24 protein-coding genes and 3 pseudogenes are annotated in these 22,644 nt (G+C 63.5%); 18 read left to right on the top strand and 9 right to left on the bottom strand.

The annotated features are described in order from the left end of the window. Position 1 precedes the first annotated feature (1 nt). The 6 genes and pseudogenes from ACFQT0_RS14070 (at position 2) to ACFQT0_RS14045 (ending at position 4,316) form a co-directional block, all read left to right on the top strand. Positions 2-229, top strand: a complete 228-nt coding sequence (locus ACFQT0_RS14070; RefSeq protein WP_380203643.1) for a hypothetical protein — start codon at positions 2-4, stop codon at positions 227-229. After that, positions 226-1,218, top strand: a pseudogene (locus ACFQT0_RS14065) (DUF4175 family protein); the annotation flags it as partial. The gene ACFQT0_RS14070 and the pseudogene ACFQT0_RS14065, both read left to right, overlap by 4 nt. A gap of 143 nt (positions 1,219-1,361) precedes the next feature. Then, on the top strand, positions 1,362-2,540 hold the full coding sequence (locus ACFQT0_RS14060; RefSeq protein ID WP_380203641.1) for a hypothetical protein: 1,179 nt from the start codon (positions 1,362-1,364) through the stop codon (positions 2,538-2,540). Beyond that, a complete protein-coding gene (locus ACFQT0_RS14055) occupies positions 2,495-3,637 on the top strand; it encodes a hypothetical protein (protein WP_380203639.1) in 1,143 nt (380 codons plus the stop codon). Before ACFQT0_RS14060 ends, ACFQT0_RS14055 begins: the two co-directional genes overlap by 46 nt. After that, entirely contained in the window at positions 3,622-3,981 is a 360-nt protein-coding gene (locus ACFQT0_RS14050; RefSeq protein ID WP_380203637.1) for a hypothetical protein, read from the top strand. Before ACFQT0_RS14055 ends, ACFQT0_RS14050 begins: the two co-directional genes overlap by 16 nt. Then, positions 3,945-4,316 (top strand): hypothetical protein, encoded by a 372-nt coding sequence (locus ACFQT0_RS14045; protein WP_380203635.1) that lies wholly within the window; start codon positions 3,945-3,947, stop codon positions 4,314-4,316. Before ACFQT0_RS14050 ends, ACFQT0_RS14045 begins: the two co-directional genes overlap by 37 nt. Positions 4,317-4,501: 185 nt before the next feature. Here ACFQT0_RS14045 and ACFQT0_RS14040 read toward each other — a convergent pair whose 3' ends face one another. From ACFQT0_RS14040 to murI, 3 genes and pseudogenes are all read right to left on the bottom strand, one after another. Then, positions 4,502-4,738: a T9SS type A sorting domain-containing protein gene (locus tag ACFQT0_RS14040; RefSeq protein ID WP_380203633.1), complete on the bottom strand. Its 237-nt coding sequence runs from the start codon at positions 4,736-4,738 to the stop codon at positions 4,502-4,504. A 47-nt stretch (positions 4,739-4,785) separates the two neighbouring features. Next, positions 4,786-5,733, bottom strand: a complete 948-nt coding sequence (locus tag ACFQT0_RS14035; RefSeq protein ID WP_380203631.1) for a hypothetical protein — start codon at positions 5,731-5,733, stop codon at positions 4,786-4,788. Between the two features lie 112 nt (positions 5,734-5,845). Then, positions 5,846-6,632, bottom strand: a pseudogene (gene murI, locus ACFQT0_RS14030) (glutamate racemase). A 202-nt stretch (positions 6,633-6,834) separates the two neighbouring features. On the opposite strand from murI, the gene ACFQT0_RS14025 reads away from it, so the two are divergent. Continuing rightward, on the top strand, positions 6,835-7,077 hold the full coding sequence (locus tag ACFQT0_RS14025; protein WP_380203629.1) for a hypothetical protein: 243 nt from the start codon (positions 6,835-6,837) through the stop codon (positions 7,075-7,077). 104 nt (positions 7,078-7,181) lie between these two features. Here the strand turns inward: ACFQT0_RS14025 and ACFQT0_RS14020 are convergent, their stop codons facing one another. Both ACFQT0_RS14020 and ACFQT0_RS14015 read right to left on the bottom strand, forming a co-directional pair. Further along, the gene (locus ACFQT0_RS14020; RefSeq protein ID WP_380203627.1) at positions 7,182-7,343 is read right to left on the bottom strand and encodes a hypothetical protein; all 162 of its coding nucleotides are present in this window, start codon (positions 7,341-7,343) and stop codon (positions 7,182-7,184) included. After that, positions 7,337-7,744: an arylesterase gene (locus ACFQT0_RS14015; protein WP_380203625.1), complete on the bottom strand. Its 408-nt coding sequence runs from the start codon at positions 7,742-7,744 to the stop codon at positions 7,337-7,339. The genes ACFQT0_RS14020 and ACFQT0_RS14015 overlap by 7 nt, the downstream gene beginning before the upstream one ends. Positions 7,745-8,096: 352 nt before the next feature. On the opposite strand from ACFQT0_RS14015, the gene ACFQT0_RS14010 reads away from it, so the two are divergent. The 5 genes from ACFQT0_RS14010 (at position 8,097) to ACFQT0_RS13990 (ending at position 11,512) form a co-directional block, all read left to right on the top strand. After that, positions 8,097-8,765: an ABC transporter ATP-binding protein gene (locus ACFQT0_RS14010; protein WP_380203623.1), complete on the top strand. Its 669-nt coding sequence runs from the start codon at positions 8,097-8,099 to the stop codon at positions 8,763-8,765. Between the two features lie 245 nt (positions 8,766-9,010). Then, positions 9,011-10,105, top strand: a complete 1,095-nt coding sequence (locus ACFQT0_RS14005; RefSeq protein ID WP_380203621.1) for an ABC transporter permease — start codon at positions 9,011-9,013, stop codon at positions 10,103-10,105. After that, a complete protein-coding gene (locus tag ACFQT0_RS14000; RefSeq protein WP_380203619.1) occupies positions 10,033-10,566 on the top strand; it encodes a hypothetical protein in 534 nt (177 codons plus the stop codon). The genes ACFQT0_RS14005 and ACFQT0_RS14000 overlap by 73 nt, the downstream gene beginning before the upstream one ends. After that, positions 10,527-10,898 (top strand): hypothetical protein, encoded by a 372-nt coding sequence (locus tag ACFQT0_RS13995; protein WP_380203617.1) that lies wholly within the window; start codon positions 10,527-10,529, stop codon positions 10,896-10,898. The genes ACFQT0_RS14000 and ACFQT0_RS13995 overlap by 40 nt, the downstream gene beginning before the upstream one ends. Positions 10,899-10,927: 29 nt before the next feature. After that, positions 10,928-11,512 (top strand): FtsX-like permease family protein, encoded by a 585-nt coding sequence (locus tag ACFQT0_RS13990; protein ID WP_380203615.1) that lies wholly within the window; start codon positions 10,928-10,930, stop codon positions 11,510-11,512. 186 nt (positions 11,513-11,698) lie between these two features. Here ACFQT0_RS13990 and ACFQT0_RS13985 read toward each other — a convergent pair whose 3' ends face one another. Together ACFQT0_RS13985 and ACFQT0_RS13980 are read right to left on the bottom strand one after the other, a co-directional pair. Continuing rightward, positions 11,699-12,298: a GrpB family protein gene (locus tag ACFQT0_RS13985; RefSeq protein ID WP_380203613.1), complete on the bottom strand. Its 600-nt coding sequence runs from the start codon at positions 12,296-12,298 to the stop codon at positions 11,699-11,701. 91 nt (positions 12,299-12,389) lie between these two features. After that, the gene (locus ACFQT0_RS13980) at positions 12,390-14,054 is read right to left on the bottom strand and encodes a hypothetical protein (protein ID WP_380203612.1); all 1,665 of its coding nucleotides are present in this window, start codon (positions 14,052-14,054) and stop codon (positions 12,390-12,392) included. Between the two features lie 655 nt (positions 14,055-14,709). Between ACFQT0_RS13980 and ACFQT0_RS13975 the strand changes: the two genes are divergently transcribed. From ACFQT0_RS13975 to ACFQT0_RS13955, 5 genes are read left to right on the top strand one after another with little or no spacing between them, the layout of a single operon-like run. Next, a complete protein-coding gene (locus ACFQT0_RS13975) occupies positions 14,710-15,537 on the top strand; it encodes a hypothetical protein (protein WP_380203610.1) in 828 nt (275 codons plus the stop codon). Continuing rightward, complete coding sequence (locus ACFQT0_RS13970; RefSeq protein WP_380203608.1) at positions 15,534-16,268, top strand: hypothetical protein; 735 nt, start codon at positions 15,534-15,536, stop codon at positions 16,266-16,268. Before ACFQT0_RS13975 ends, ACFQT0_RS13970 begins: the two co-directional genes overlap by 4 nt. Next, positions 16,237-16,527 (top strand): hypothetical protein, encoded by a 291-nt coding sequence (locus ACFQT0_RS13965; RefSeq protein ID WP_380203606.1) that lies wholly within the window; start codon positions 16,237-16,239, stop codon positions 16,525-16,527. Before ACFQT0_RS13970 ends, ACFQT0_RS13965 begins: the two co-directional genes overlap by 32 nt. After that, the gene (locus tag ACFQT0_RS13960) at positions 16,493-16,729 is read left to right on the top strand and encodes a hypothetical protein (protein ID WP_380203604.1); all 237 of its coding nucleotides are present in this window, start codon (positions 16,493-16,495) and stop codon (positions 16,727-16,729) included. Before ACFQT0_RS13965 ends, ACFQT0_RS13960 begins: the two co-directional genes overlap by 35 nt. Further along, positions 16,680-17,540 (top strand): alpha/beta hydrolase family protein, encoded by an 861-nt coding sequence (locus ACFQT0_RS13955; RefSeq protein WP_380203602.1) that lies wholly within the window; start codon positions 16,680-16,682, stop codon positions 17,538-17,540. Before ACFQT0_RS13960 ends, ACFQT0_RS13955 begins: the two co-directional genes overlap by 50 nt. Positions 17,541-17,594: 54 nt before the next feature. Here ACFQT0_RS13955 and ACFQT0_RS13950 read toward each other — a convergent pair whose 3' ends face one another. After that, positions 17,595-18,179, bottom strand: coding sequence for an arylesterase (locus ACFQT0_RS13950; protein ID WP_380203600.1), 585 nt, complete (start codon positions 18,177-18,179; stop codon positions 17,595-17,597). Positions 18,180-18,560: 381 nt separating this feature from the next. Here ACFQT0_RS13950 and ACFQT0_RS31660 point away from each other — a divergent pair, with 381 nt between their 5' ends. Next, positions 18,561-20,996, top strand: a complete 2,436-nt coding sequence (locus ACFQT0_RS31660; protein ID WP_449272065.1) for an ATP-binding cassette domain-containing protein — start codon at positions 18,561-18,563, stop codon at positions 20,994-20,996. 639 nt (positions 20,997-21,635) lie between these two features. On the opposite strand, the pseudogene ACFQT0_RS13930 reads toward ACFQT0_RS31660, so the two are convergent. Continuing rightward, positions 21,636-22,637 (bottom strand): annotated as a pseudogene (locus ACFQT0_RS13930) (PorP/SprF family type IX secretion system membrane protein). Positions 22,638-22,644 lie beyond the last annotated feature (7 nt).

Below are 22,644 nucleotides of genomic sequence, written 5' to 3'. Positions count from 1 at the left end.
ATTGGCCTCCTTCGACCAGCGTGCTCTGGACCCCACGCAGCTGATATTAAGCAGCAAGCAATTGACACCCATGCCGTCAGCCAGCGCGGCGAAAACCAGTGCCGTGCCCCAGAGCTTCCGCCAGACCGATTTGCGGCCCTGGCTGGTGCTGGTGGCGGGGCTGCTATTTGCTCTTGAACGCCTGCTGGCCCGTCGACGGGAAGCGCAGACCCTCCCTTCCGCCCTATGAGCCAGCCGGTAGCTTCTTCTCAAACCGTGGATTTAGCCCAGGCCCGGCAGCTGCTCAGGTCGGTTGGGCGCAGCTATGCTTGGCGGCGGGCGGCAGCTATCCTGTTGCCAGCCGCGGCGGGTGCCCTGCTTTTGCTGGGGCTAAACCGGCACTGGCCGGCCGCGCAGCTGGCCTTTGCCGCCGTGGCGGCGCTCGGGTTCTTGCTCGTGCTGGTGCTGCTCTGGCCCCTGCTCAAACTGGCTCCCAGTATTGCGCCCCGGCTCGACCGGCAGTTCCCGGCTTTGGAGGACAGCACCGGGCTGCTTTTGCAAGACCCCGACCACTTCAATCTACTTGAGCGCCTGCAGCAGCAGCGCGTAGCCCAACGCCTGCACGAGCTACAGACGGCCCGGGAGTTAACCCTTCCCGTGTCATTCCGGCAGCCGCTGCTGATTACGGGCGCACTGCTGCTGGCCAGCGCGGTGCTGTGGTGGTGGCCCACTCAGTCTCAAAAGCCGGCCCAACCGAAAGGAGTTGCGGTGCGCTTCTCCAATAGCGCGCCCATCGTGGCCGGCCAGGCTCCGGCCCGCATTCTGGAAACCAAGCTGCTGGTAACGCCGCCGGCCTACACCCGACTGCCGGCTTTCGCTCCGGCCCAGGCCTCGTTTCAGTGCCCGCAGGGGGCGCGGGTGCGCTGGCAGGTGCGCGTGAGCGGCTCCCGCCGACTGGTACCGGAGGTAGAACTGGGCCGGCAGCGGTTGCTGATGCAGGCCGTGGCCGGGCAGGCGGGCATGTTTTTCCTCGAGCAAACTTTGAGCGCCTCCACGCTCTACCGGCTGCGCTTTGCCGGGACGGTTTCCGATGATTATGCCATCGACGTGCGGCCCGACCAGGCGCCGGTGGTGCGCATTCAGACGCCTAAACCGTACACCCTGGTGGAGTTTGGCGTGCGGCCCGACCTGCCGGTGCGTGCCACGGTGCGCGACGACTACGGCCTGAGCCGCGCCGAGCCTGGTTATCACGGTAGCCCAAGGGCAGGGCGAAGCGGTGAAATTCCGGGAAGTACGCCGCGACCTGAGCGCGGCCCTGAGCGGGCAGCCGGCCCAAAGCAGCCTCGCCAGCCAGCTCAACCTACCCAAGCTGGGCCTGACTTATGGCGACGAGCCTGTACTTCTACATCTCGGCCCGCGACAACGCCGGCCACTCTTCCCGCACCGATTCTTACCTGGTGCAGTGGCAGGACACCGCCGTGGCCGACAGCCAGGCCGACATGGGCATGGGCGTGAAAGTGGCCCCGGCGTACTTCCGCAGCCAGCGCCAAATCATCATCGACACCGAAAAGCTGATAGCCGAAAAACCCAGGCTCGCCCCCGCCACCGTGGCCGACCGCGCCAACGCCCTGGGCTTTGACCAGCAAACGCTGCGCCTGCGCTACGGCAAGTTTATGGGCGAGGAGGTGGGCGGGAGCATGGCCCCCAGCGCCCCGCCCTCTCCCATTGCCGAGGACGAAGACGAGGCGCCCACTGCCGACCACGCCGGCGAAAAACCGGGCGAAGCCGACGAGCACCACGAGCACGACACGCCGCCCGCCACTTCCGCCAAAGCGTCGCCCACCGCCGAAAGCGACGCGCTGATGGAACCCTACATGCACAAGCACGACGACTCAGAAACGGCCGACTTCCTCGAGCCCGCCGTGAAAGCCAAGCTGCGCGCCGTGCTCAACGAAATGTGGGCCGCTGAGCTGCGCCTGCGCACCGGCCAGGCTCAAGGCCGCGCTGCCTTACGAGTACCGCGCCTTGCGCCTGCTCAAGCAAGTGCAGCAGCAAACCCGTGCCTACGTCAAGAAGGCGGGCTTTGTGCTGCAGCCCATGCCCGAGGCCACCCTGCGCCTGACCGGCGACCTGGCCGGGGCTGCCGTGCCCCAACGCCAGCAGAACGTACCGGCCGCCACCACCCAGCCCGCGGTGCGCGCCGCCCTGCGCTGGCTGGCGCAGAATGCCACCACAACCCGCCCCGCTCCCACCGATGTACGGGTGCTGGAGCAAGCCGGCTCGGAGCTGGCCGGCGCGGCGCTGCAACGGCCGGGCGTGTATTTGCCGGCCCTGCGTGCCCTGCGCGAGTTGGTAGCCGACGTCCGCGCCGGGCGCCCCGCCTGCCACGAGTGCCGCGCCCCGATAGAGCGCGCCCTCACCGACCTGCTGGCGGCGCCCGCTCCAGCCCCGGTAGCTCCACCCGCTCCCAACCGTTTGGCCCGGCGTTATTTCCAAGAGTTAAGCCGCTAGCATTTTGGCCTTTACGACTACGCACCTCACCATTTATTATATTTTACTAGCTTTCTGCCTGCTGCTCGGCGTTGGGCTGATGGCGCTGGCATGGCAGCGGGCGCGGCAGCGGGCGCGGCAGCGGCAACGGTGGGCTCGGGTGGTGGCCGGGGCAGTCGCAGCGGCGGCCTTGTGGTTTACCGCTTTCCCGCCGATGCGGGAACTGCCCGCGGCCCGCGCCGAAGCCATTCTGCTCACCGATGGGTTTCAGCCCGACACGCTACGCCAGTTGCTGCGGGGGCTGGGGGCGGGCACGCCGGTCTGGTATTATGGACGGGCAGCGGCGCCGGCCAGGGCCCGGCCGCTGGCCAGCCTGCTCACGCTGGCGGAGCAGCGGCCGGCTCTGCGCCGCCTGCACCTGGTGGGCCAGGGCCTGCCCGCGGCCGAGCTCTCGGCCCTGGGCGCCTTGCCGATGCAGCTGCACGCCGCCCCGGCCCTGGCAGGCTTTCGCACAGCATTATGGAACCAAAAGACCCTGCTAGGCCAGCTGCTGAGCGTGGAAGGAACCGTAGCGGCCCCGAAGGGCAGCAAGGCAGCCTGGGTGTACCTGCGCGCGGCAGGCGCGGCCCGCGATTCGGTGCAACTACCAGCCGGAAGCGGCGCCTTCCGGCTTCGCTACCAGCCCAAAACAGCCGGCCTGGCGCTTTATGAGCTTCAACTCCGCCGAGCCGGCCAGCCCGTAATCTCCGAACCGGTACCGGTGGAGGTGACAGCGCCGCAGCTGCCCGCGGTGCTGCTGCTCACGGCCACGCCATCGTTCGAGTTCCGGTTCCTCAAAAACTACCTGGGCGAAGCGCACTACCCCGTAGCCCTGCGCACCACGGTAAGCCGCGGCCTGGTACAAACGGATTTTCTTAACCAGCCGGCCCTGGCCCTCAGCCGGCTTACGCCCGCATTGCTCACGCATTATTCGGTTATCATCGCCGATGCGCCCACCTTGGCTGCGTTGTCGGGGGCTGAAACGCAGGCCTTGCAAGCGGCCGTCGACGCGGGCCGGTTAGGCCTCATTGTGCTGGCCAATTCGGCCCCGTTGCCCAGGGCCACGCCCGCACGCTTCGATTTTGCGGTCCTGCCGCGCGCAGCGCTCAAGCCGTGCCGCAAGCCCTGACCTGGCCAGATGCGCCCGCTGAAGCCCGCGCGGCGATGCCCGCCCAGCTACGCCCGGCGCCGGCGTTGCGGTCCCTGGTCATGGGCCCGGGCCAGGCGCTGGTGGCGGCCAGCCGCCGGACCGGCCTAGGCTTCGTGGTGGTGTCGGTGGTGCCCGAAACCTTCCAGTGGGCGCTGCAGGGCCGCACACCGGTATACGCCTCGTTCTGGACCCGCCTACTGACTGCTGCCACGCCCCCGCCCCGGCCACGGCCACCTGGCGCGCGGGCTCGCCGTGGCCCCGCCCCGCCCAGCCGCTTACCCTTCATTTGGCCGCGGCTTTTCCCGAAGCCCAGCCCACCGTAAAAGCGCTGGCCGGGGGCCCCGCCGTTCGGCTGGCCATGCGCCAGGGCACCCGCCTGCCCGAGTGGAGCACAGCTCAATTTTGGCCGGCCGCGGCTGGCTGGCACCAGGTGCGCGGACCAGGCCGCAGCACCCACAGTTTTTACGTCTTTCCTGCTTCGTCCTGGCCGGGCCCGGAAGGGCAAGCCCGGCAGCAGGCCCTTGCGCAGCGCGCAACCGCGGTGCCCGCGGCTGGGCCCCAGGCCACAGACACCGTGCAGGTGCCATGGCCCACGGCGTGGTTCTTTGGCCTCTTCCTGCTGGCAGCAGGGTACTTGTGGCTGGAGGAGAAGCTGTAGCTTTTCACCTACTTAAGGCTGGTCAATTGGCAGTTCAAGAGACCTCAGTTGCTTGCTTCTCTTTAGCTGTTTTGCTGCTTGATTACCTGAAATCACGACCAAACAAAAAAGCCCCTGCCGAAGCAGAGGCAGTTTTGTTTGGTCTTAAAATTCTGCCCAACTTATTGGGCTAACTCTGAATTGAGCTAGTTCTTCTGAATGCGGCGCACGGCAGTCACCGAACCTTGATGCACCTCGAGCAGATAAGTACCAGTGGCGAGGCTGTTAGGCAGGCGCACCTGCTGGTCGGCGGCCAGGGCCGCAGGAGCGAGCACCAAACGGCCCGTAAGGTCACGCAGGGCTACCGTAGCAGCGCCAGCCTGGGGCAAGCCCACTGCGATACGGTCGGTGGCGGGGTTGGGCGACACCGTTAGGCCGGGCATGGCTTTGCTGGCGCTGGTAGCCGTGGCGGTGCTGCAGGCATTGGTGTTCAGGGGGTATCCGTAGCCGTCAAAACCAGGGCGGCGCCGGCACCACCGGTGGGGTTTACGGTATTGGCACCGCTGGGCCAGGTACCATCGGCATCGGAAGCGCATCCCACAATTGAATTGTCAACGATGGAGCGCTGCTCTACGCGGCGGACGCCATTGGCGAGGGCATTGGGGACAACCGCGGTGTACGCGCCCGCGGCAGTGCTGTAGGCGTACACGGTGGGGCCGGCGGTGCTAGAAACCGTGCCGGTGGCAACGCCCACGCTTTCAACCAGGCCCACGCTCAGCGGGCGGCCCGTGCCAGCCACGTTATCGTAGGTGAAGACGAGGTTCTTGGGAGTGGCCGACGAAGAGCCGGTGAGTAGCGTGCCGTTGGCGGCGCCAGCGGCATTCACAAAGCCCAACACGGTAACGCTCTGGTTGAGGGCGCGACGGGCCACAATAGTGCCGGGAACCGCGTCGGTTGCCAGTGTAATGCTTGGGAACAACGCCGTGCCGGGCGTCTGGAAACGGGCGTTGTTCGAGTTTACCAAAGCAAACCAGCCGGTGTAGGCCCCGTTGGCATCGGTGGTGAAGCTGCCGTACTGCCCTGCTGCCGACAAGCTGCCCGTGCTGGCCGTAACGTAGGTGGTAGCGGCCGTGGTGGCAGCGGGGTTTACCATCAGCAATACGCCAGCCCCGGAGGCCGTGGTTCCGATATCCGTCTGCGAAGCCGCCTGTACATAATAGCGGTAAGCCGTATTCGCCGTTAGATTCGATACGGTGGCCCGAAACACGAGTGCCAGACGCGGGCCCGGGTAGTTGGAAGCGCCCACTGCGGCATTGCTGTTGTTGCCATTGCTGATGTACTGGGGCACGAGCACGCCGGTGAAATCGGACTGGGCCAGGTTCTGGCCCCAGCCGGCCAACGGCATTACGGACAAGAACGTGAGGAGAAGTTTTTTCATGAGAAATGGCTTGAAATGAGTGGGTAACTTAGATTGATTGGCAATTTAACACCTGAGTGCCGTTGTGTTAGCTCAACTTACGGGCGCAAGGCTAGAAAACTACTGTCGGGCACTATTCCCAGAGCGGATAGTGCTCCAGATGCACTTCCTGCTCGAAAAATATCCTCGTGCTTTCCTCAAACGACCGGGTAAAATCGGACACGTAGAAGTGGTGCGCGGGCGGCGTAGTGCTGGCCGGTGCCAGCAGGCCGTGCGCGGCCAGGTAGGCTTCGGCGTCGGCCGCTACCACGTCGGAGGCGTCGAGCACGTCGACCCGGCCGCCGTAGAAGCGGGCGATTTGCTCCTTGATGAGCGGATAGTGCGTGCAGGCCAGCACCAGGGCGTCGATGTCGGCCAGGGTCGCGTGGCTGAGGTAGGTGCCAATAATGTCGTCGCTGATGGAGTTACTGAAGAACCCCTCCTCTATCATGGGCACCAGGAGCGGGGTGGCCAGCGACTGCAGGTCCACTCCGGCGTCGAGGTCGTCGACCTTCTTTTTGTAGACGTTGGAGTTCACCGTCTGCTTGGTGCCGATGAGGCCCACCCGCCGGCCGGGGTACGCCTGACCCAGGTGCGCCACGATGGGGTCGATGACGTTCAGCACGCGGGCTTTGCTGCCCACGTACTCGCGCACCGCTCGTAGGCCGCCGCCGAGGCCGAGTTGCAGGCAATCATGATGAGCTTGCAGTGCTGGCGCAGCAGCAAATCGCAGATTTTGACCGAATAAGCCTGAATGGCGGCCGCGCTTTGTCGCCGTAGGGCAAGTGGGCCGTGTCGCCAAAGTACACAATGCGTTCGTGGGGCAGGCGCCGCGCCACGGCCCGGGCCACCGTGAGCCCGCCAATGCCCGAATCGAACATGCCAATGGGCCGGGAGTCGTGCGCGGCGGCCGAAACGGCGCGCCCGGAAGCTGCTGTTGTCATGCGGTAAAGGTACGGGGAGGCTGCAACTGGGAGGTCAACTGCCTTACCTCGACCATAAGAGTACAAATTTTTCAGCCATTTGCTTTCTAATTTCTTAAAAACCTTCTATATTTCGCCCCTTAACGGCGTTTTATTACACATGAGCATTATCCTGACGGCCATTGACAGCGCCCTGGCCAGCCACGACGCTCGCCTTGGGCGCCCCGTAGCCATTTACCTTGGCGAGCGCAAGTACACGCAGCTCACCCTCGACGCAGCCCGCTCCCTCCTCCCCGACCTGAGCACCGACGCCGGCCGCCCCTGGCCTACCGCAACCTGGAGCTCCTGCGCGATGAAGTGGACGTGGACGGCCTGCGCGTTATCTAATAAGCTGTTTAGTTGAGCTGTAGAGACGCAATATGTTGCGTCTGATTTTCTGCGCCTTGGGTTAATTGTTCGCGAATTTTCGTTCAACGACGAAAAGCAACATATTGCGTCTCTACAAGCCTATGAGCCCGCAGGGGCAGCAGCGCCCTGTAGCAGCGGCTGGAGCACGGCCCACACCGTGCGGGCCACTATGCGGTGCCCGGCCGGCGTGGGATGAATGCCATCGGGCTGATTGAGGCGCCGGTCGCCTCCCACGCCTTCGAGCAGAAAGGGAATCAGCACCAACTCATTTTTTCGGCAATTTCCTGATAGAGCGCCTTAAAGTTGGTGGCATACGAGGCGCCCAGGTTGGGCGGAATCTGCATACCGGCCAGCACAATCTGCGCGCCGGGGCTGCGCCGCCGCACCGTGTCGATGATGGCCTGCAGGTTGCGCCGCGTGTCGGTGAGCGGGATGCCGCGCAGGCCGTCGTTGCCGCCCAGCTCCAGCACAAATACGTCGACGGGCTGGCGCAGCACCCAGCCCACGCGGCTGCGCCCGCCGGCCGTGGTTTCGCCGCTCAGCCCGGCGTTGATGACCTCATACTTCAGGCCCAGCGAATCAATTTTCTGGCCCACCAGCGCCGGAAAGGCCTCTTCGGGTTCCACGCCGTAGCCCGCCGTGAGGCTGTTGCCAAAGAACAACAGGCGCTTCCTGCCGGTGGGCTGGGCGGGTTGAGCCGGGGTTTCTGAGCCACGGGTGGAGCCGTGGCTGTTTCGGCCGGCGGGTTGGAATTGCAGGCGTTCAGTGCCAGGGTGAGCAGGGCGGCCAGCGCAAAGCGAACAAGAGTCATGGGCAGCGGGTTGGGCAGAAAGCCGTAAAGACAGAAAACATAGCGAAGGTTTTGGCGTCTTCCGTAGTCGTAACGCGCCCGGCGCGGCGCGGTTTCGCGACCAGCCACGCGGTGGCCGCGTCAGCAAGGATAGTGGGATGCCCTCCTCGTTCCCGCTTCCTTCGTGGCGCACCACGGCCAAAACTCCGATTTATATTTCCTGCATGAGCATTCTTCGAGTAGACTCCCTTACCAAAACCTACGCCAGCGCCGGCCACTCCCTCACCGTGCTGCACGCCGTGAGCTTCGACTTGGCGGCGGGCGACACCTTCGCCATTGTGGGCCCCTCGGGCTCGGGCAAAACCACCCTGCTGGGCCTGTGCGCCGGTCTCGACCGGGCCACGTCGGGCAGCGTGTGGCTCAACGGCATTCAGCTGGATAACCTGAGCGAAGACGAGCGGGCGGCCGTGCGCAACTACCACGTGGGCTTCATTTTCCAGAACTTCCAGCTGCTTCCCACGCTCACGGCGCTCGAAAACGTGCTGGTGCCGCTGGAGCTGCGCGGGCAGCGGGGCGCCGCGCACACGGCCCTGGCGCTGCTCGACCGGGTTGGGCTGGCCGACCGCGCCCACCACTACCCGGCCCAGCTTTCGGGCGGCGAGCAGCAGCGCGTGTCGCTGGCCCGGGCCTTCGCCAACCGCCCGGCGGTGCTCTTCGCCGACGAGCCCACCGGCAACCTCGACCCCGACACTAGCGAGCGGGTCGTCAACCTCCTGTTTGAGCTGAACCGCGAAGCTGGCACCACCCTCGTCCTCGTCACCCACGATTTAGAGCTTGCCGCCCGCACCCAACGCACGCTGCGCCTTCGCGGCGGCAAGGTGGTGGAGGCCTGAACATCACTCCCCTCCTTGGATAAGGAGGGGACGCTCAACTGCTAAGTTGAGCTGGGGTGGTGGCACCGCAGGGGATTCATTGAACGACTGGCGCACGACTCGCGTGGAAATCGTTCGGGTATCGTTCAACGACTCAACCACCCCCGTTTGAGCTGAAGCTCAAACATCCCCTCCTCAACTAAGGAGGGGAGTTATTGGCTCAACTTCCCTCAATTAACAATGACCAATTTCCCTGGCTTCTTCGCATGGCGTGGCGCGACAGCCGCCGCAGCCGTGCCCGGCTGCTGCTATTCATGGCCAGCATTGTGCTGGGCATTGCCGCGCTGGTGGGCATCAATTCGTTTGGCGACAACCTGGCGCGCAGCATCAGCGAGCAGGCGCGCGAGCTGCTGGGGGCCGATTTGGTTTTGTCGGCCAACCACCCGTTTGCCCCGAGCCTGCTGCCAACCCTGAACCGGCTGGGCGAGGCGCGCACCCGCGAAATCTCCTTTGCCTCCCTGGTCGAGTTCCGGCCCGGTGGAGGCGTGCGGCTGGCGCAGGTGCGGGCCCGCGACGGCGGCTTTTTCTACGGCGATTGGGAGACCGAGCCCCGGGCCGCCGCCCAACGTTTTGGCGCTCCCGGCCAAGCTCCTGGGGCTTTGGTCGACGATGTTCTGCTGGCTCAATTTGGAGCGAAAGTCGGTGACTCGGTGCAGGTAGGCGGCATTACGCTGCCCATTATCGGCCGGGTGCTCAAGACGCCAGGGCAGTCGGGCATCAGCTCGGCGGTGGCGCCCACGGTGTTTATTCCAGTTGGCTTGGTGGCGAATACGGGCCTGGTGCAGCGCGGCAGCCGGGTTCAGTACCGGCGCTCGTTCCGGTTTGCGCCGGGCACCGAGGTGGCGGCTGTGGTCAAAACCCTGCAGCGCCGCCTCGACAAGGCCGACGTGGACGCCGACACCGTGGCCAGCCGCCAGCAGCAAATCGGCCGCTCCTTTGCCGACCTCACGCGCTACCTCAGCCTCGTGGCGTTTGTGGCCTTGCTGCTGGGCTGCGTGGGCGTGGGCAGCGCCGTAAACCTGTACGTGCGCGAAAAGCTGGCCGCTGTGGCCATTCTGCGATGCCTGGGGGCCAGCGGCCGCCAGGCCTTGCTCATCTATCTGTTGCAAACCTCAGGCCTGGGGCTGGTGGGCGCAATAGTGGGCGCGGCATTGGGCGCCGCGGTGCAAGGGCTGCTGCCGCGGGTGCTGGGCGACTTTTTGCCGGTGGCCATCACCGTGAGTGTGTCGTGGCCGGCCGTGCTCACGGGCCTGGTCACGGGCCTGCTCATGGCGGTGCTTTTGCGCTGCTGCCGCTGCTGAGCATCCGGCGGGTGTCGCCGCTGCGGGTGCTGCGCGTGGCTTTTGAGGAAGACACCAGCGCCCCCGACCCGCTGCGGGGCGTGGTGCTGGCCGTAATAGGGCTGTTTATTCTGGCCTTTGCCTACAGCCAGACCCGCGACTGGAAGCTGACGCTGGGCTTTGGCGCGGGCCTGCTGGCGGCCTTTGCCGCGCTGGCTGGCCTGGGCCGCTTGCTGATGGGGCTGGTGCGCCGCTTCTTCCCGGTGAGCTGGGGCTACGCCTGGCGCCAGGGCCTGGCCAACTTATACCGCCCTCAAAACCAAACACTCACCCTGGTGACGTCCATCGGGCTGGGCACGTTTTTGCTGGCCACCCTATTCCTCACCCAGGCCCTGCTGCTGGGCCGGGTGCAGCTGGCGTCCCAGGCTCGCAGGCCAATCTGGTGCTGTTCGACATTCAGGCCGAGCAGCGGGCCGGGGTAGAAGCCTTGCTGCAGGCCCAACGGCTGCCGGTGCTGCAGCGGGTGCCCATTGTCACGATGCGCCTAACGGCCATCAACGGGCGCTCGGTGTCGGCCATCAAGAAAGACACGGCCCTGGGCATTCCGCCCTGGGTGCTCACCCGCGAGTACCGCGTCACGTACCGCGACTCGCTGAACTCCTCGGAAAAGCTGGTAGCCGGCACCGCCCCCAGCCGGGCACCCGACGGCACGCCGCGCATTTCGGTGGAGCAGAGCTACCTGCAACGGGCCAAGCTAAAGCTCGGCGACACGCTGGACTTCAACGTGCAGGGGCGCCGCTGCGCACCGTTGTAGGCGGCACCCGCGAAGTTGACCGGAGCCGCGTGCAGCCCAGCTTTCTGGTACTTTTCCCGGCGGGGTCGCTGGAACAGGCCCCGCAGTTTTACGTGCTGCTTACGCGCACGGGCAGCACGGCCGCGCTGGCCAGGGTGCAGCAGGACCTGCTGCGCCAGTTCCCCAACGTCTCGGCCATCGACCTGGGGCTGATTCTGCAAACCATCGAGGATATTCTGGGCAAAATCTCCTTCGTCATCCGCTTCATGGCGGGCTTCAGCATCCTCACCGGCTTGCTTGTGCTGAGCAGCTCGGTGGTTATCAGCCGCTACCAGCGCGTGCGCGAGAGTGTGCTACTGCGTACCCTGGGTGCCAGCCGGGCCCAAATCATGCGCATCACGCTGGTGGAGTACGCCCTGTTGGGTTTGTTGGCCGCGCTGGCGGGCATTGGGCTGGCGGTGCTGGCGGCGTGGGCGCTGGCGGTGTGGGTGTTCGAAGTCGGATTTGGCCCCGCGCTGCTACCGCTGCTGGGGCTGGCCGGGGTTGTCACGGTGCTCACGGCTGGCATTGGCTTGCTCAACAGTCGCGACGTACTGCGCCGCTCGCCCTTGGAAGTACTGCGGGCAGAAGGCTAGCGGCGGTTGAACAGGCCGATGGGTGATGCTCGGACGGTGTAGAGACGCATAATTGCGTCTCATCGTTGAACGACACCCAAGGGGCGCGGACGACGAGACGCAATTATGCGTCTCTACACCGTTCTGCTTACTGTAAATACTAACCCAAACAACTACTAAAACTATTTGAATTTAAGCCTATTACATTCATTCGCCAAGTGGCTGCCAGCCGGTCTTTTCTGCCCATAGCTCAGCCGCTTGGTACACAAGGTGGAAAACCGGTTCTTTCAGAAACAGGTAGCCGTCGATACTGTTGGGAAACAGCGCGGCGGCGCGGCGTTTTAGCTCGCCGTACTCGTCCCGGGCCGGCGCCTCGGCGCACAGATAATCGCGAAAGAGCAGCGCGTAACGGGCATTGAACCGGCCGGCCTCTCGAATGTGCAGGTGCACGCGCCGCTCACCCACCGGCTCGCGCATGTACAGCTTGGCGAGCTCGGGAGAGTGGGGCGACATGCCATGAAAAATGTCGCACGTGAGCTGTTCTCCTTGCCGGAAACCATCCGCACACAGCCGCCGCGTGAGGCCCGCTGCATCTGCTAAGCTGGGCAATTGCAGCTGCACGTCGAGCACGTCTTTGGCGCACAGGCCGGGCACGGCGGTAGAGCCAATGTGGTCGATGCCCATTAGCCCCGCTCCTGCCGCGGTGCGCAGCCGTTGGGCCAGCGCAACAAACTCCTGGGCCCACGCGGGCTGGTACGGCAGCAACACCACCGGCCGCGAGGATTCAAACTGGGACAAATTGTGCATGTATTTTCCTAGCCCCGGGTACTCCCAAACTTACGGACACCCTAAGCTAACCGCCGGTGCCGTCTTGAGCCATTCCCAGCGGCAAGTCCCGCTACCGCGTCAGCATCACGTGGGTTTGCAGGGGCAGCCCCGCTCCCACTACCCGCAGCGTGTACACACCGGCGCCGATGCCTCCGGGCAAAGCAAGCGTGACCTGATGCTGCGCTACGGTAGGTTTCGAAGGTTGAGCCAACACCACGCGCCCGGTGGCGTCGAGCAGCTGCAGCAGCAGCGTCTTGCCCTCGCAGTTGTCCACAGTCGCCGTTAGGCCGTCGCCGGCGTGGGCCGGATTGGGCGCCACCCGCACCTGCGCGGCGAGGGCGGCGCCCGCCGCTACCTGCACCACGGGGCCATAGGCGCGGGTGCCGTCGTTATCGATCTGCAGCAGGCGATAATACCAGTTGGTGGCGGGAGGTACCGAGGCGTCCAGATAGGCGTAGGTGCGGGGGCTGGAGCTGGTGCCCGCCGAAGGCACCGTCCCCACCGACGTAAAGCTCCTGCCGTCGGCGGAGCGCTGCACCTCAAACTGCTTAGCGTTCAGCTCCGACGCCGTGCGCCAGTCCAGCCGCACGCCCGCACTTTCGCGCCTGGCCGTGAAGGCCGTGAGCTGCACGGGCAAGGGCGGCCCCTGCTGCACCAGGGACCGGTATACGTTGACCTGCTTGGTCGCGGGATTGAAGCTGCTGCTGTCGGCGCCTGTAACCCTAACCTCGGTGATGGTGCCGGGCGAATCGACCAGCCACGTCAGGCTTTGAAAACGGGTGCCGGGATTTACCCGCGAATAATCCAGATTGATGGTCAGTGTGTTGCCGGTCAGCGACTCGGTTTTTACGACCTGGCTGCTCACGCGGCGGTATTCTTCAAACTCGCGCAGCGTGGTCACCCACAAACGGTCTTGGGCAGCGGTCTGGGTGTAGTTCATCCACTCGCTCAGCACGTTGAAGTTGATGGTATGTGCAAAAACCCGCTGCAGGTACACGTCCGAAGTAGATTCGCCGGGAGCCAGGAGGTCATCGGTCACACGCTTGAGTCGGTTGAGCAGCGATTGGGCCGTTTCCTCGTTGTTGGCATCGGCGCTGTAGCGGCGATACACAAACGGCGTACCGGGCGCCGGCAGCGTTCGGAGCAGCACCCGGTTGTTGGTGTAGGCATCCACGAAAGGCAGGCCGTCGCTCTGGCTGGCGCTGGAAACGCCGATGTAGCCGGCGGCAAAGGCGGCCGTCGGGTAGCCCCCAAAATTGGTGGGCACAACGAGCACCGATGGCTGATAGCCTTGTAGCCGGCTGGCTATCAGCATATCCAGGTCGGCTATCTGCTGTGCGGGCGATGGATTGCCAGCCGTGTGCAGGTCCGAGTGGTTTTCGATGTCCCAGCCCTTGTCGAGCAGCTCCTGGGCCTGCGCCCACACCAGCTTGCCGGGGTCGTGCTGGGGGCCGGGGTCCAGCCACACCGCATTGTTGTAGGTATTGTGGCCGTTGATGGCCACGGCAGCCGTGTAGCGCCGGCTGTGGCCGCAGCCGTCGGTGTAGCGCAGGCCGGGGTACACTTGCCCATTGGGGCCCCTGCCGCCGTGAAACAGGGGGTAAACGTCGGTATAAATCGTAGCCGGGGAGTCGTCCTCTTCAAATTGCAAGACCCGCGTTTTATTGTACAGCGTGGGCGCCAGGCGCGAGTAGGCACTGCCCGGCGGGGCGGCAAACGTAACCGTGATGCGCACGGCGCTTCCCGCCGCTTTGCGCGCAGAGGCATTGGCTGCCGGGGCCTTCGGTCCGGTAGCCCGCGCGGAGGTTTTGGCCGTTAACGCGAGGGGCTCGGGAGGGGCTTCCTCTTGAGCGTCAAACCGAAAAGGGTTGAAAAAAACAGCAGAGATATAAAATAGTGGCTCACGCTCAAAGTATTTAAAGGACAGAGGCTCCGGCGGGATTTAGCCAAACAGCTGAGCTACAGAACATAGGCTCGCTACTCTATCCAAATTGTTCAACATCAGAATTTAAGGCCCTAACGAGCAGTCTTTCACTTAAGTTAACCCTCTTTTTCCAGTATCTTATTGCCGAGGTGCCAGCAGCGGGCCTGCCCGGCTGCTACAGGCATTTGCATCGGCTAAGAAAATTGAGCCGAATTGATTGCAGGTACGGCGGTCTGTCATTGCTGCCGTGAAATGAGGGCTGCTCCACCCCGTTCAGACTCCCAGGCGGCACCGAGTTGCGGTGGGATGGTTCCCGTCTTGCTCAGTTGCAGCAAAGTGCGGCATCTTGCGGCGGACACTGCTACCGGCCGTGAGTCGGAGCTACTGGCGGGCGTTTTGGCAGCTCCATTTGCTGCCCGAAAGCAATGGCCGCACGGGTGTACATTTGGGAATAATCCCATTGCATATGCCCAAGCTACTCTTACTCTTCGCCTGCTTTGCTTTTCTACCGCTTGCCCGGGCCCAGCAGGCCCCGAAAAAGCCGCTCGACCACTCGGTTTACGACCAGTGGGAGAGCATCGCCAACCAGCGAATCAGCAACGACGGCAAGTACGTGGTGTTCCAGATAAAGCCCCAGCAGGGCGACGGTACGCTCTACATCAAAACGGCCAGCAACCGCGCGCTGAAGCAGATTAGCCGCGGCGACTCGGCGGTATTTACCGCCGATTCCAAGTTCGTGGCTTTCCTGATTAAGCCCCTGTACAAGGATGTCCGGCAGGCCAAAATCAAGAAGAAAAAGCCCGAGGACATGCCGAAAGATTCGCTCGGCGTGTATGCGCTGCAAACGGGCAAGCTCACGAAATACGCCAACGTCAAGTCATTTCAGCTGGCCGAAAAGGCTTCGGTTCTGGCCTTTCTGGCCACGAAAATGCCGACCAAGGATGGAGCTAAAAAAGCGCCCACCGACTCGCTCAAGAAAATAACCGACGAGCCTGCTCGAAACGAAAAAGCCGGCGCCGACTTGACCGTACTCAACCTGTCGAAGGGCAGCTCGCGGGAGTTCGCGGCCGTGACGGATTATCGGCTCAGCAAATTGGGCAACAAAACGGCCTTCGCGGTGGCGGCCCCCAAGAACAGCAAGACGGTGAAATCGGGCTTGTTTGTCTACGACCTGGCTTCCGGCGACGTCAAAAAAGCCAGCTCGGGGAAAGGCGTTTACAAGAACCTGGCCTTCGACGACGCGGGCCAGCAGCTGGCTTTTACGGCCGAGAAGCACCCCGAAAAGCCCTGGTGAAGCCGTTTACGCTCTACTACACCGACTTCCGGGCCGATAGCGCCCAGGCCGTGCTGCTGCCCGGCGCCAGGAACCTGAAATCGGGCTGGTCGCCGAGCGGCTTTGGCAAGGTGCAGTTCAGCGACAACGGCGAGAAGCTGTTTTTCGGCACCGCCCCCGACCCCATCCCGCAGGACACCACCCTGGTAGAATTTGAGCACGCAAAGCTGGATATCTGGAATTATAAGGACGACTACCTGCAGCCCATGCAGCTCAAGAACCTGAAGAAGGACCTGCAGCGCAACTACCTGGCGGTGATTTATCCCAAGCAGGACAACAAATTCATTCAGGCTCGAAGACGAATACCTGCGCGATTCGTACCAGGCCGAAAACAAGAACGCCGAGTACATACTGGCCGTCACGGACACCGCCAAGCGCGTCTCGCTGCAATGGGAGGGCAACACCCGCAAGCAGGCTTTTCTGGTTTCGACGCGCACCGGCGAGCGGATTGCCATCAACTCGAAGGCGGCCAAAAGCCGGTTTCAGCTTTCGCCGCACGGCGACTACGCCGTGTGGTACGACGACGCGGCCAAGAACTGGTTTGCCTTTTCGGTGGCCACCCGCAAAACCACGAACCTGACCGAGAAAGCGGGCGTTTCCTTTACCGACGAGGAAAACGACTCGCCCGAGGACCCGCAGCCGTACGGCATTGCCGTCTGGATGAAAAACGACGAGGCCGTGCTCATTTATGACCGGTACGACATCTGGAAAATCAACCCCAAAACCGGGCAGGCCAGCAACTTTACCAACGCAGTGGGCCGGAAGAACAAGCTGCGGTTCCGCTACCGTATTCCGGTGGACAAAAAGGAATTTATTGAGCCAAAGGACGAACTGCTGCTGCTCGTGCAAAACGACGTGAGCAAGGAATGGGGCTATTACAAGAAGAGCATTGCCAGCACCAAAAGCCCCGAGCCTGGTGGTGATGGCCCCGATGGGCTACTCGAACGTTGAGCAGGCCAAAAACAGCTCAACCTTCCTGTACACCAAGTCGGACGTGAGCCGGCCGGCCGACGTGTACGTGAGCAGCAACCTAAAAAAGGAAACCAAGCTCAGCGCCATCAACGCCCAGCAGAAGGACTACAACTGGTTTAGCGCCGAGCCTGGTGCGCTGGACTACGCCGAAGGGCTACAACGCCACGGGCGTGCTCTATAAACCGGAAAATTTCGACCCGGCCAAGAAGTACCCGATGGTGGTGTATTTCTACGAAAAGCTGTCGGACGGGCTGTACAAGTACACGGCTCCCGCGCCCACGCCCTCGCGGCTCGACATCGCCATGTTTGCCAGCAACGGCTACCTGGTGTTCACGCCCGACATCAGCTACACCATCGGCGCGCCCGGCCCGTCGGCCGTCGAGTTCATCAACTCGGGCGTGGAGAGCCTCAAGAAAAGCAGCTGGGTCGACGCCTCGCACATTGGCATCCAGGGCCAAAGCTGGGGCGGCTATCAGGTGGCCTACCTCATCACCCAAACCAACATGTACGCCGCCGCCTGGGCCGGGGCGCCGGTGGTGAACATGACCTCCGCCTACGGCGGCATCCGCTGGGAATCGGGCATGAGCCGGCAGTTCCAGTACGAGCACACGCAAAGCCGCATCGGGGCCACGCTGTGGGAAAAGCCCGAGCTCTACATCCAGAACTCGCCCCTGTTTTACTTGCCCAAGGTGCAGACGCCGGTGGTCATCATGTCGAACGACGCCGACGGGGCCGTGCCGTGGTACCAGGGCATCGAAATGTTCACCGACCTGCGCCGCCTCAACAAGCCCGTGTGGCTGCTGCAATACAACGGCGAAGCCCACAACCTGGTGAAGCGCGAAAACCGCAAAGACATTTCCGTCCGCGAGCTCCAGTTTTTCGACCACTACCTCAAAGGCCAGCCGGCCCCCGTGTGGCTATCCAGCGGTGTGCCTGCCGTAGAAAAAGGCCGGAACTGGGGCCTGGAAGTGCCGAAAGGCAATGGCTTGTAGGAAGCGGCCGTGAACTCGCGCGAGTTCACGGCCGCTTGAGCTAACAATTAAGTCTTAGTTGGCCAGCGTTTTGGCCTGCAGCAGCGGGGCCAGCGTGCTCCATACGGTGCGGGCTACCACGCGGTAGCCGGTGGCGGTGGGATGAATGCCGTCTTCCTGGTTCAGCTCGGGCACGCCGCCCACGTCCTCCAGTAGGTAAGGAATCAGTGCGGCCCGGTTCTTGGCTGCCACTTCCCGGAAAAGCGACTGAAACTCGCTGACGTAGCCCGGGCCAAAGTCCCCGGGAATCTGCATACCGGCAATGACGATTTGCGCGCGGGGATTTTTCTGGCGCACGGCCGCGATAATGCCCTGCAGGTTGCTCCGGATTTCAGCCACCGGGGTAAAACGAAAGACGTCATTGGAGCCCAGCTCCAGCACAAACACGTCCACCGGCTGGCGCAGCACGGAGCCCACGCGGCGCAGGCCGCCGGCCGTGGTTTCGCCGCTCACCCCGGCGTTGATTACCTGGTAATGCAGGCCGGCCGAATCAATTTTCTGGGCAATCAGGCTCGGCAAGTTGCTTTGGTGTGATACGCCGTAGCCGGCGGTGAGGCTGTTGCCGAAGAAGACCAGGCGCTTTTTGGGGCCTATAGCCACGCCCCGGGCAGCCGTCCCAACCGCAGAGGACGCGGCTTGAGACGCCCTTTTAGGAGGAGCCGTTTGGGCCAGACCGGTAAAGCCCGACGCGGATAAGAGCACAATCAACCAAGAGGTAATTAGGAATTGGGGCACTTTCATGGAGGCAAACTGACTTTGATAGATAAATCGGGCCGGAAACGGCGGGAGGCAAAAAAGCTGCCGGAATTGGGCTAGTTAAAACACCGCGCGCCACACGCAGTTCCAGCCCAACGCGCGCTTTTTGCCAGGAGGCAGTTGGGCCGCGGCCCGCTGTGAAGCTCAACGCTTGTCCGGCTCAATTCCTTCTCCCCGTTGATTGCCCACCAATCGCCGGCCCCAACGGCCCTACCTTTGCAAACTATGAACCTGTTATCCGCCGAGAATATCTCGAAGAATTACGCCGACCGCTGGCTGTTTAAAGACTTGAATTTTGGCCTGCAGCAAGGTCAGCGTGTGGCCTTCGTGGGCATCAACGGCACCGGCAAAACCACGCTTTTGCGCGTGCTGGCCGGCCTCGAAATCCCCGACACCGGCCTGGTGAGCGTGCGCAAGGGCATCCGCGTGACTTACCTGGGTCAGCAGCCCGTGTTCGACGAGAGCCTGAGCGTGGAAGAAACCATCTTCGCCAGCCAGAACGACACGCTCAAGGCCATCAAGGAGTACGAGCACGTCATCAACGACCCCAACCACAAGTCCGACGACCTACAACGCGTGATGGAGCGGATGGATTCGCTCAATGCCTGGGACTATGAGGCGCAGGTGCAGCAGATTCTGGGCAAGCTGGGCATCCTGGGCGAGCTGCTGACCCGCAACGTGAGCCAGCTTTCGGGCGGGCAGCGCAAGCGCGTGGCCCTGGCCCGCGTCCTCATCGAAGAACCCGACGTGCTGCTGCTCGACGAACCGACCAACCACTTGGACCTCGACACCATCGAGTGGCTCGAAAACCGGCTGAACTCGCCCAGCCTCACCCTGCTAATGGTGACCCACGACCGGTACTTCCTCGACAAAGTGGCCAACGAAATCGTGGAGCTCGACAAGGGCCAGATGTACCGCTACCAGGGCAACTACGCCTACTTTGTGGAGAAGAAGGCCGACCGCGAAATGCGCGAAACCGTGGAAGTAGAAAAGGCTCGTCAGCTCTTCAAAAAGGAGCTCGACTGGATGCGCCGCATGCCCCAGGCCCGCGGCACCAAGCAAAAAGCCCGCATCGACGCCTTCTACGTAACCAAGGAAAAGGCCAGCACCAACCTCAACAAGCAGCAGGTAGAGCTGAGCGTGAAAACCACCCGCCAGGGCGGCAAAATCATCGAAGCCGACAGCCTAAACAAAAAGTTTGGGGACAACGTGGTACTGAATGATTTCAGCTACGTCTTCAAGAAGAAAGACAGGATTGGCCTCGTTGGGCCAAACGGCGCGGGTAAATCCACGCTTCTCAACATGCTCACGGGCAAGCTGAAGCCCGATTCCGGCACCATCGACGTGGGCACGAACACCGTGTTTGGCTACTACACCCAGACCGAGCTGGAATTCGACCCCGAGCAGCGCGTCATCGACATCGTGAAGGAAGTGGCCGAAGTGGTGGAACTGGCCAACGGCGACGTGCTCACGGCCAGCCAGTTCCTGAACCTGTTCCTGTTCCCGCCGGCCCAGCAGTACACGCTGGTGAGCAAGCTGAGCGGCGGCGAAAAGCGGCGCCTGCAGCTGCTGCGCGTGCTCATCAAAAACCCCAACTTCCTGATTCTTGACGAGCCCACCAACGACCTGGACCTGGCCACGCTCAACATTCTGGAAGACTTTCTGCTGCACTTCACCGGCTGCCTGCTCATCGTGAGCCACGACCGGTACTTCCTCGACCACCTCGCCGAGCACCTCTTCGTGCTCGAGCCCGGTGGGGCCGTCCTGAATTTCCCCGGCAACTACACCGACTACCGCGAATACCTCGCCGAGCGCGAGACCGAAGCCGCCCTGGAAGCTGAAGAAAAGGCTGCCAAAGCCGCTCGCGCCGCGGCCAAAGCGGCCATTACCCCCGCGGCCGTGAGTACCTTCGTGGCCCCATCGCCGGCCAAGCGCCGTGCCACCTTCGCTGAGAAGAAGGAGTACGAGCAGGCTCGAAAAAGCCATGGCCACGCTGGAAACCGAAAAGGAACAGCTCACCGCCAACCTGAACGGCGGCAGCGGCAGCCCGCAGGACTTCGCTGCCTGGGGCGCCCGCCTGCAAGCCCTGGAAAAGGAATTGAGCCAGAAAGAAGAACGCTGGCTGGAACTGGCCGAGCCTGGGATAAGAAGAACATCAAACCTCCTTTTTTAAGGAGGGGATGTTCGAGCCAAAGGCTTGGACGGGGGTGGTTGAAGCCGGTGAACAACTTGCGCCCGCATCGTTCGGGTGTCGTTCAAGGGCTTCAACCACTCCCGTTTTTGCTCGCGCAAAACCCCTCCTCATCTGAGGAGGGGAGTTTGTCGTTCCGGCCTTATCCTAGCGCCGCCGGCGCACCTGCACGAATTCCAGCGGCACGGCCCGGCTACCCACCGGCGCTTTCACCACCAAGCCATCGGCTGCGTCGTAGCGCGGGAAGTAGAGGTAGCCACGCACTTCATAGCCGGGCTCCAGGGTTACCTTGCGTAGGGCATATTCCTGCAGGTTGGCGGCGCGCTGCTGCATCACCTCCGCCGCCACAGCGTGCCCAATTTTGGCGGCCGTGGAAATGGCGCTGTAGGTCACGGCCGCGTCGTGAATGGCGGCCCGGCTTTGGACCTGCGCCGAGGTTTCGCGCTTGCCGATGCTGGCCACATCGGTAGCGAGGCTGGCGGCACCCAGGGCCAGCCCCAGCCAATCGATGCGGGCCGCTTTGGCAGCTTCTTTGTCGGCCTTTTCACGCAGGGCTGTGATTTCTGGTTCGGGGTCGAACGCCGCCACGGCTTGCGGCGGCAGCGGGGGCAGCGGCAGGGCCATGCTGGCGGCTGCTTCGGCGGCCGTCACCTCCGCGCCGGGCAGGGGCTTGGGCCGCCTGGCTTTCTGGCCAGGGGACGGTTCAGGCGGCGCTACGCGGCTGGCCTGGTACTGAAAGGCAGCCGGGTCGACCACGAGCCGGCGTTTGGTGGGGTTGAAGTACTCGGCCTCAAACACCACCCGCGTGGGCTCGTAGCACACGAAGCTCAGGCGCACTTCCACGCTGTCGCCCACGGCCAGCGCCTGTTCGCGGCCCTCGTTGTAGAGGCCGGTGGGCCGGGCCGGCTTCAGGCCAAGCTGATAAGTGGGCGCACAGGCCGCGGTGGCCAGGCCAGCCAGTGCCAGCAAAGGCAAACGGAGCAAGTAGAAAGACAGCATATGACCGGGTTAAGGGAAGGTGCTTCTCAGGAGAAGATGCCGAATTGCGACGGTTGGTTGCATCGATATCGGCGCTCCCTGTTTAGGCAAATACCTTTTAAAGAATTGATTCAAAGGCCAACAGCCACTGTCGTGGAGGGCCCTCCCCTACCAAAACCGGTTGGTGCACACCACCTGGGCTTTTTCTTCAGCCGCAAGCCCAGCAGCACTTCGTGGCTGCCGCCGTGGTAGCCGGCCAGCTCAGAGAGTCCTGCATCGTAGGAATAGCCCAGCGTGTACTGCTCGTAGCTCAGGCCCACCATGGCCACGGCCGAATCGAAGGCCCGCCACGAGGCCCCGAGCCACAGCAGGTCCTGGTACTTGAGTTTGGCGTTGAGGTCGACCGATACCGGGGCCGGGCTCACAGCCTTCACCAGCACCGACGGCACCAGCGACCAGTCGTCGTTGAGCGGCACCCGCGCCCCGGCCGTGGCGAAGTAGTGCCGCTTCAGCGTGTTGCCGGGCGCGCCCTCGCCCGTCTGGTCGGGCCCGTAGGAGAAGTTGAGCCTGGTTGCCCAGCACCTGCGCGCCGGACACGCCTACGTAGAACTTGGAGCTGTACAGCCACAGGCCCACCGACCCATCCAGCACCCGCGAGGCGGCGCTGCCAGCGCGGGTGGTCTGGTCAAGTGCAGCTGCTGCCCGTCGACGGCAAACTGCTGCATGCCCGCCGACGCGCCCAGCGCCAACCGCAGGTCGGGCATCAGCACCAGGTTGTAGGCGTAAGAAAGGTAGGCGCCCGTCCGGCTCGTGGGCCCGGTCTCGTCTTTGTACACGAGGCCGCCCACCGCATGAAACGGCCGGCGCCGGTCGCGGATGGTGCGCTTGGGGGTGCTGCGCCACTTGCCCAGCGAGGAACTGGCGCTGGCGTAGTAGGTTTTGGGCGCCCCCTCCAGGCCCGTCCACTGGGTGCGGTAGCTGAACTTGACGTCGATGTAATCCTCCACCCCGGTGGCGCCCGGGTTCAGGAGGTAGTTGTTGTTCATGTACTGGCTGTACTGCGCCTGCTGCTGGGCCCGGGCCGGCGCGGCGGCCAGCAGCAGCGGGAGCAGCAAAGGGAGGGCTGTTTTCATAGCATTC

Origin of the sequence: Hymenobacter humi, from assembly GCF_042665855.1 — a bacterium.
GTDB lineage: Bacteria > Bacteroidota > Bacteroidia > Cytophagales > Hymenobacteraceae > Hymenobacter > Hymenobacter humi.
The sequence above is the reverse complement of the archived record's forward strand: the minus strand, read 5'-3'. Positions and strand labels throughout refer to the sequence as shown.

Excerpts from the sequence above, each read along its gene's own strand:
- ACFQT0_RS14040 (WP_380203633.1), bottom strand. The coding sequence starts at position 4,738 with ATGCCCGGCCTAACGGTGTCGCCCAACCCCGCCACCGACCGTATCGCA.
- ACFQT0_RS13985 (WP_380203613.1), bottom strand. The coding sequence starts at position 12,298 with ATGCACAATTTGTCCCAGTTTGAATCCTCGCGGCCGGTGGTGTTGCTG.
- ACFQT0_RS14010 (WP_380203623.1), top strand. The coding sequence starts at position 8,097 with ATGAGCATTCTTCGAGTAGACTCCCTTACCAAAACCTACGCCAGCGCC.
- ACFQT0_RS13975 (WP_380203610.1), top strand. The coding sequence starts at position 14,710 with ATGCCCAAGCTACTCTTACTCTTCGCCTGCTTTGCTTTTCTACCGCTT.
- ACFQT0_RS14035 (WP_380203631.1), bottom strand. The coding sequence starts at position 5,733 with ATGAAAAAACTTCTCCTCACGTTCTTGTCCGTAATGCCGTTGGCCGGC.
- ACFQT0_RS14025 (WP_380203629.1), top strand. The coding sequence starts at position 6,835 with ATGAGCATTATCCTGACGGCCATTGACAGCGCCCTGGCCAGCCACGAC.
- ACFQT0_RS13965 (WP_380203606.1), top strand. The coding sequence starts at position 16,237 with ATGAAAAACGACGAGGCCGTGCTCATTTATGACCGGTACGACATCTGG.
- ACFQT0_RS14005 (WP_380203621.1), top strand. The coding sequence starts at position 9,011 with ATGGCGTGGCGCGACAGCCGCCGCAGCCGTGCCCGGCTGCTGCTATTC.
- ACFQT0_RS14060 (WP_380203641.1), top strand. The coding sequence starts at position 1,362 with ATGGCGACGAGCCTGTACTTCTACATCTCGGCCCGCGACAACGCCGGC.
- ACFQT0_RS31660 (WP_449272065.1), top strand. The coding sequence starts at position 18,561 with ATGAACCTGTTATCCGCCGAGAATATCTCGAAGAATTACGCCGACCGC.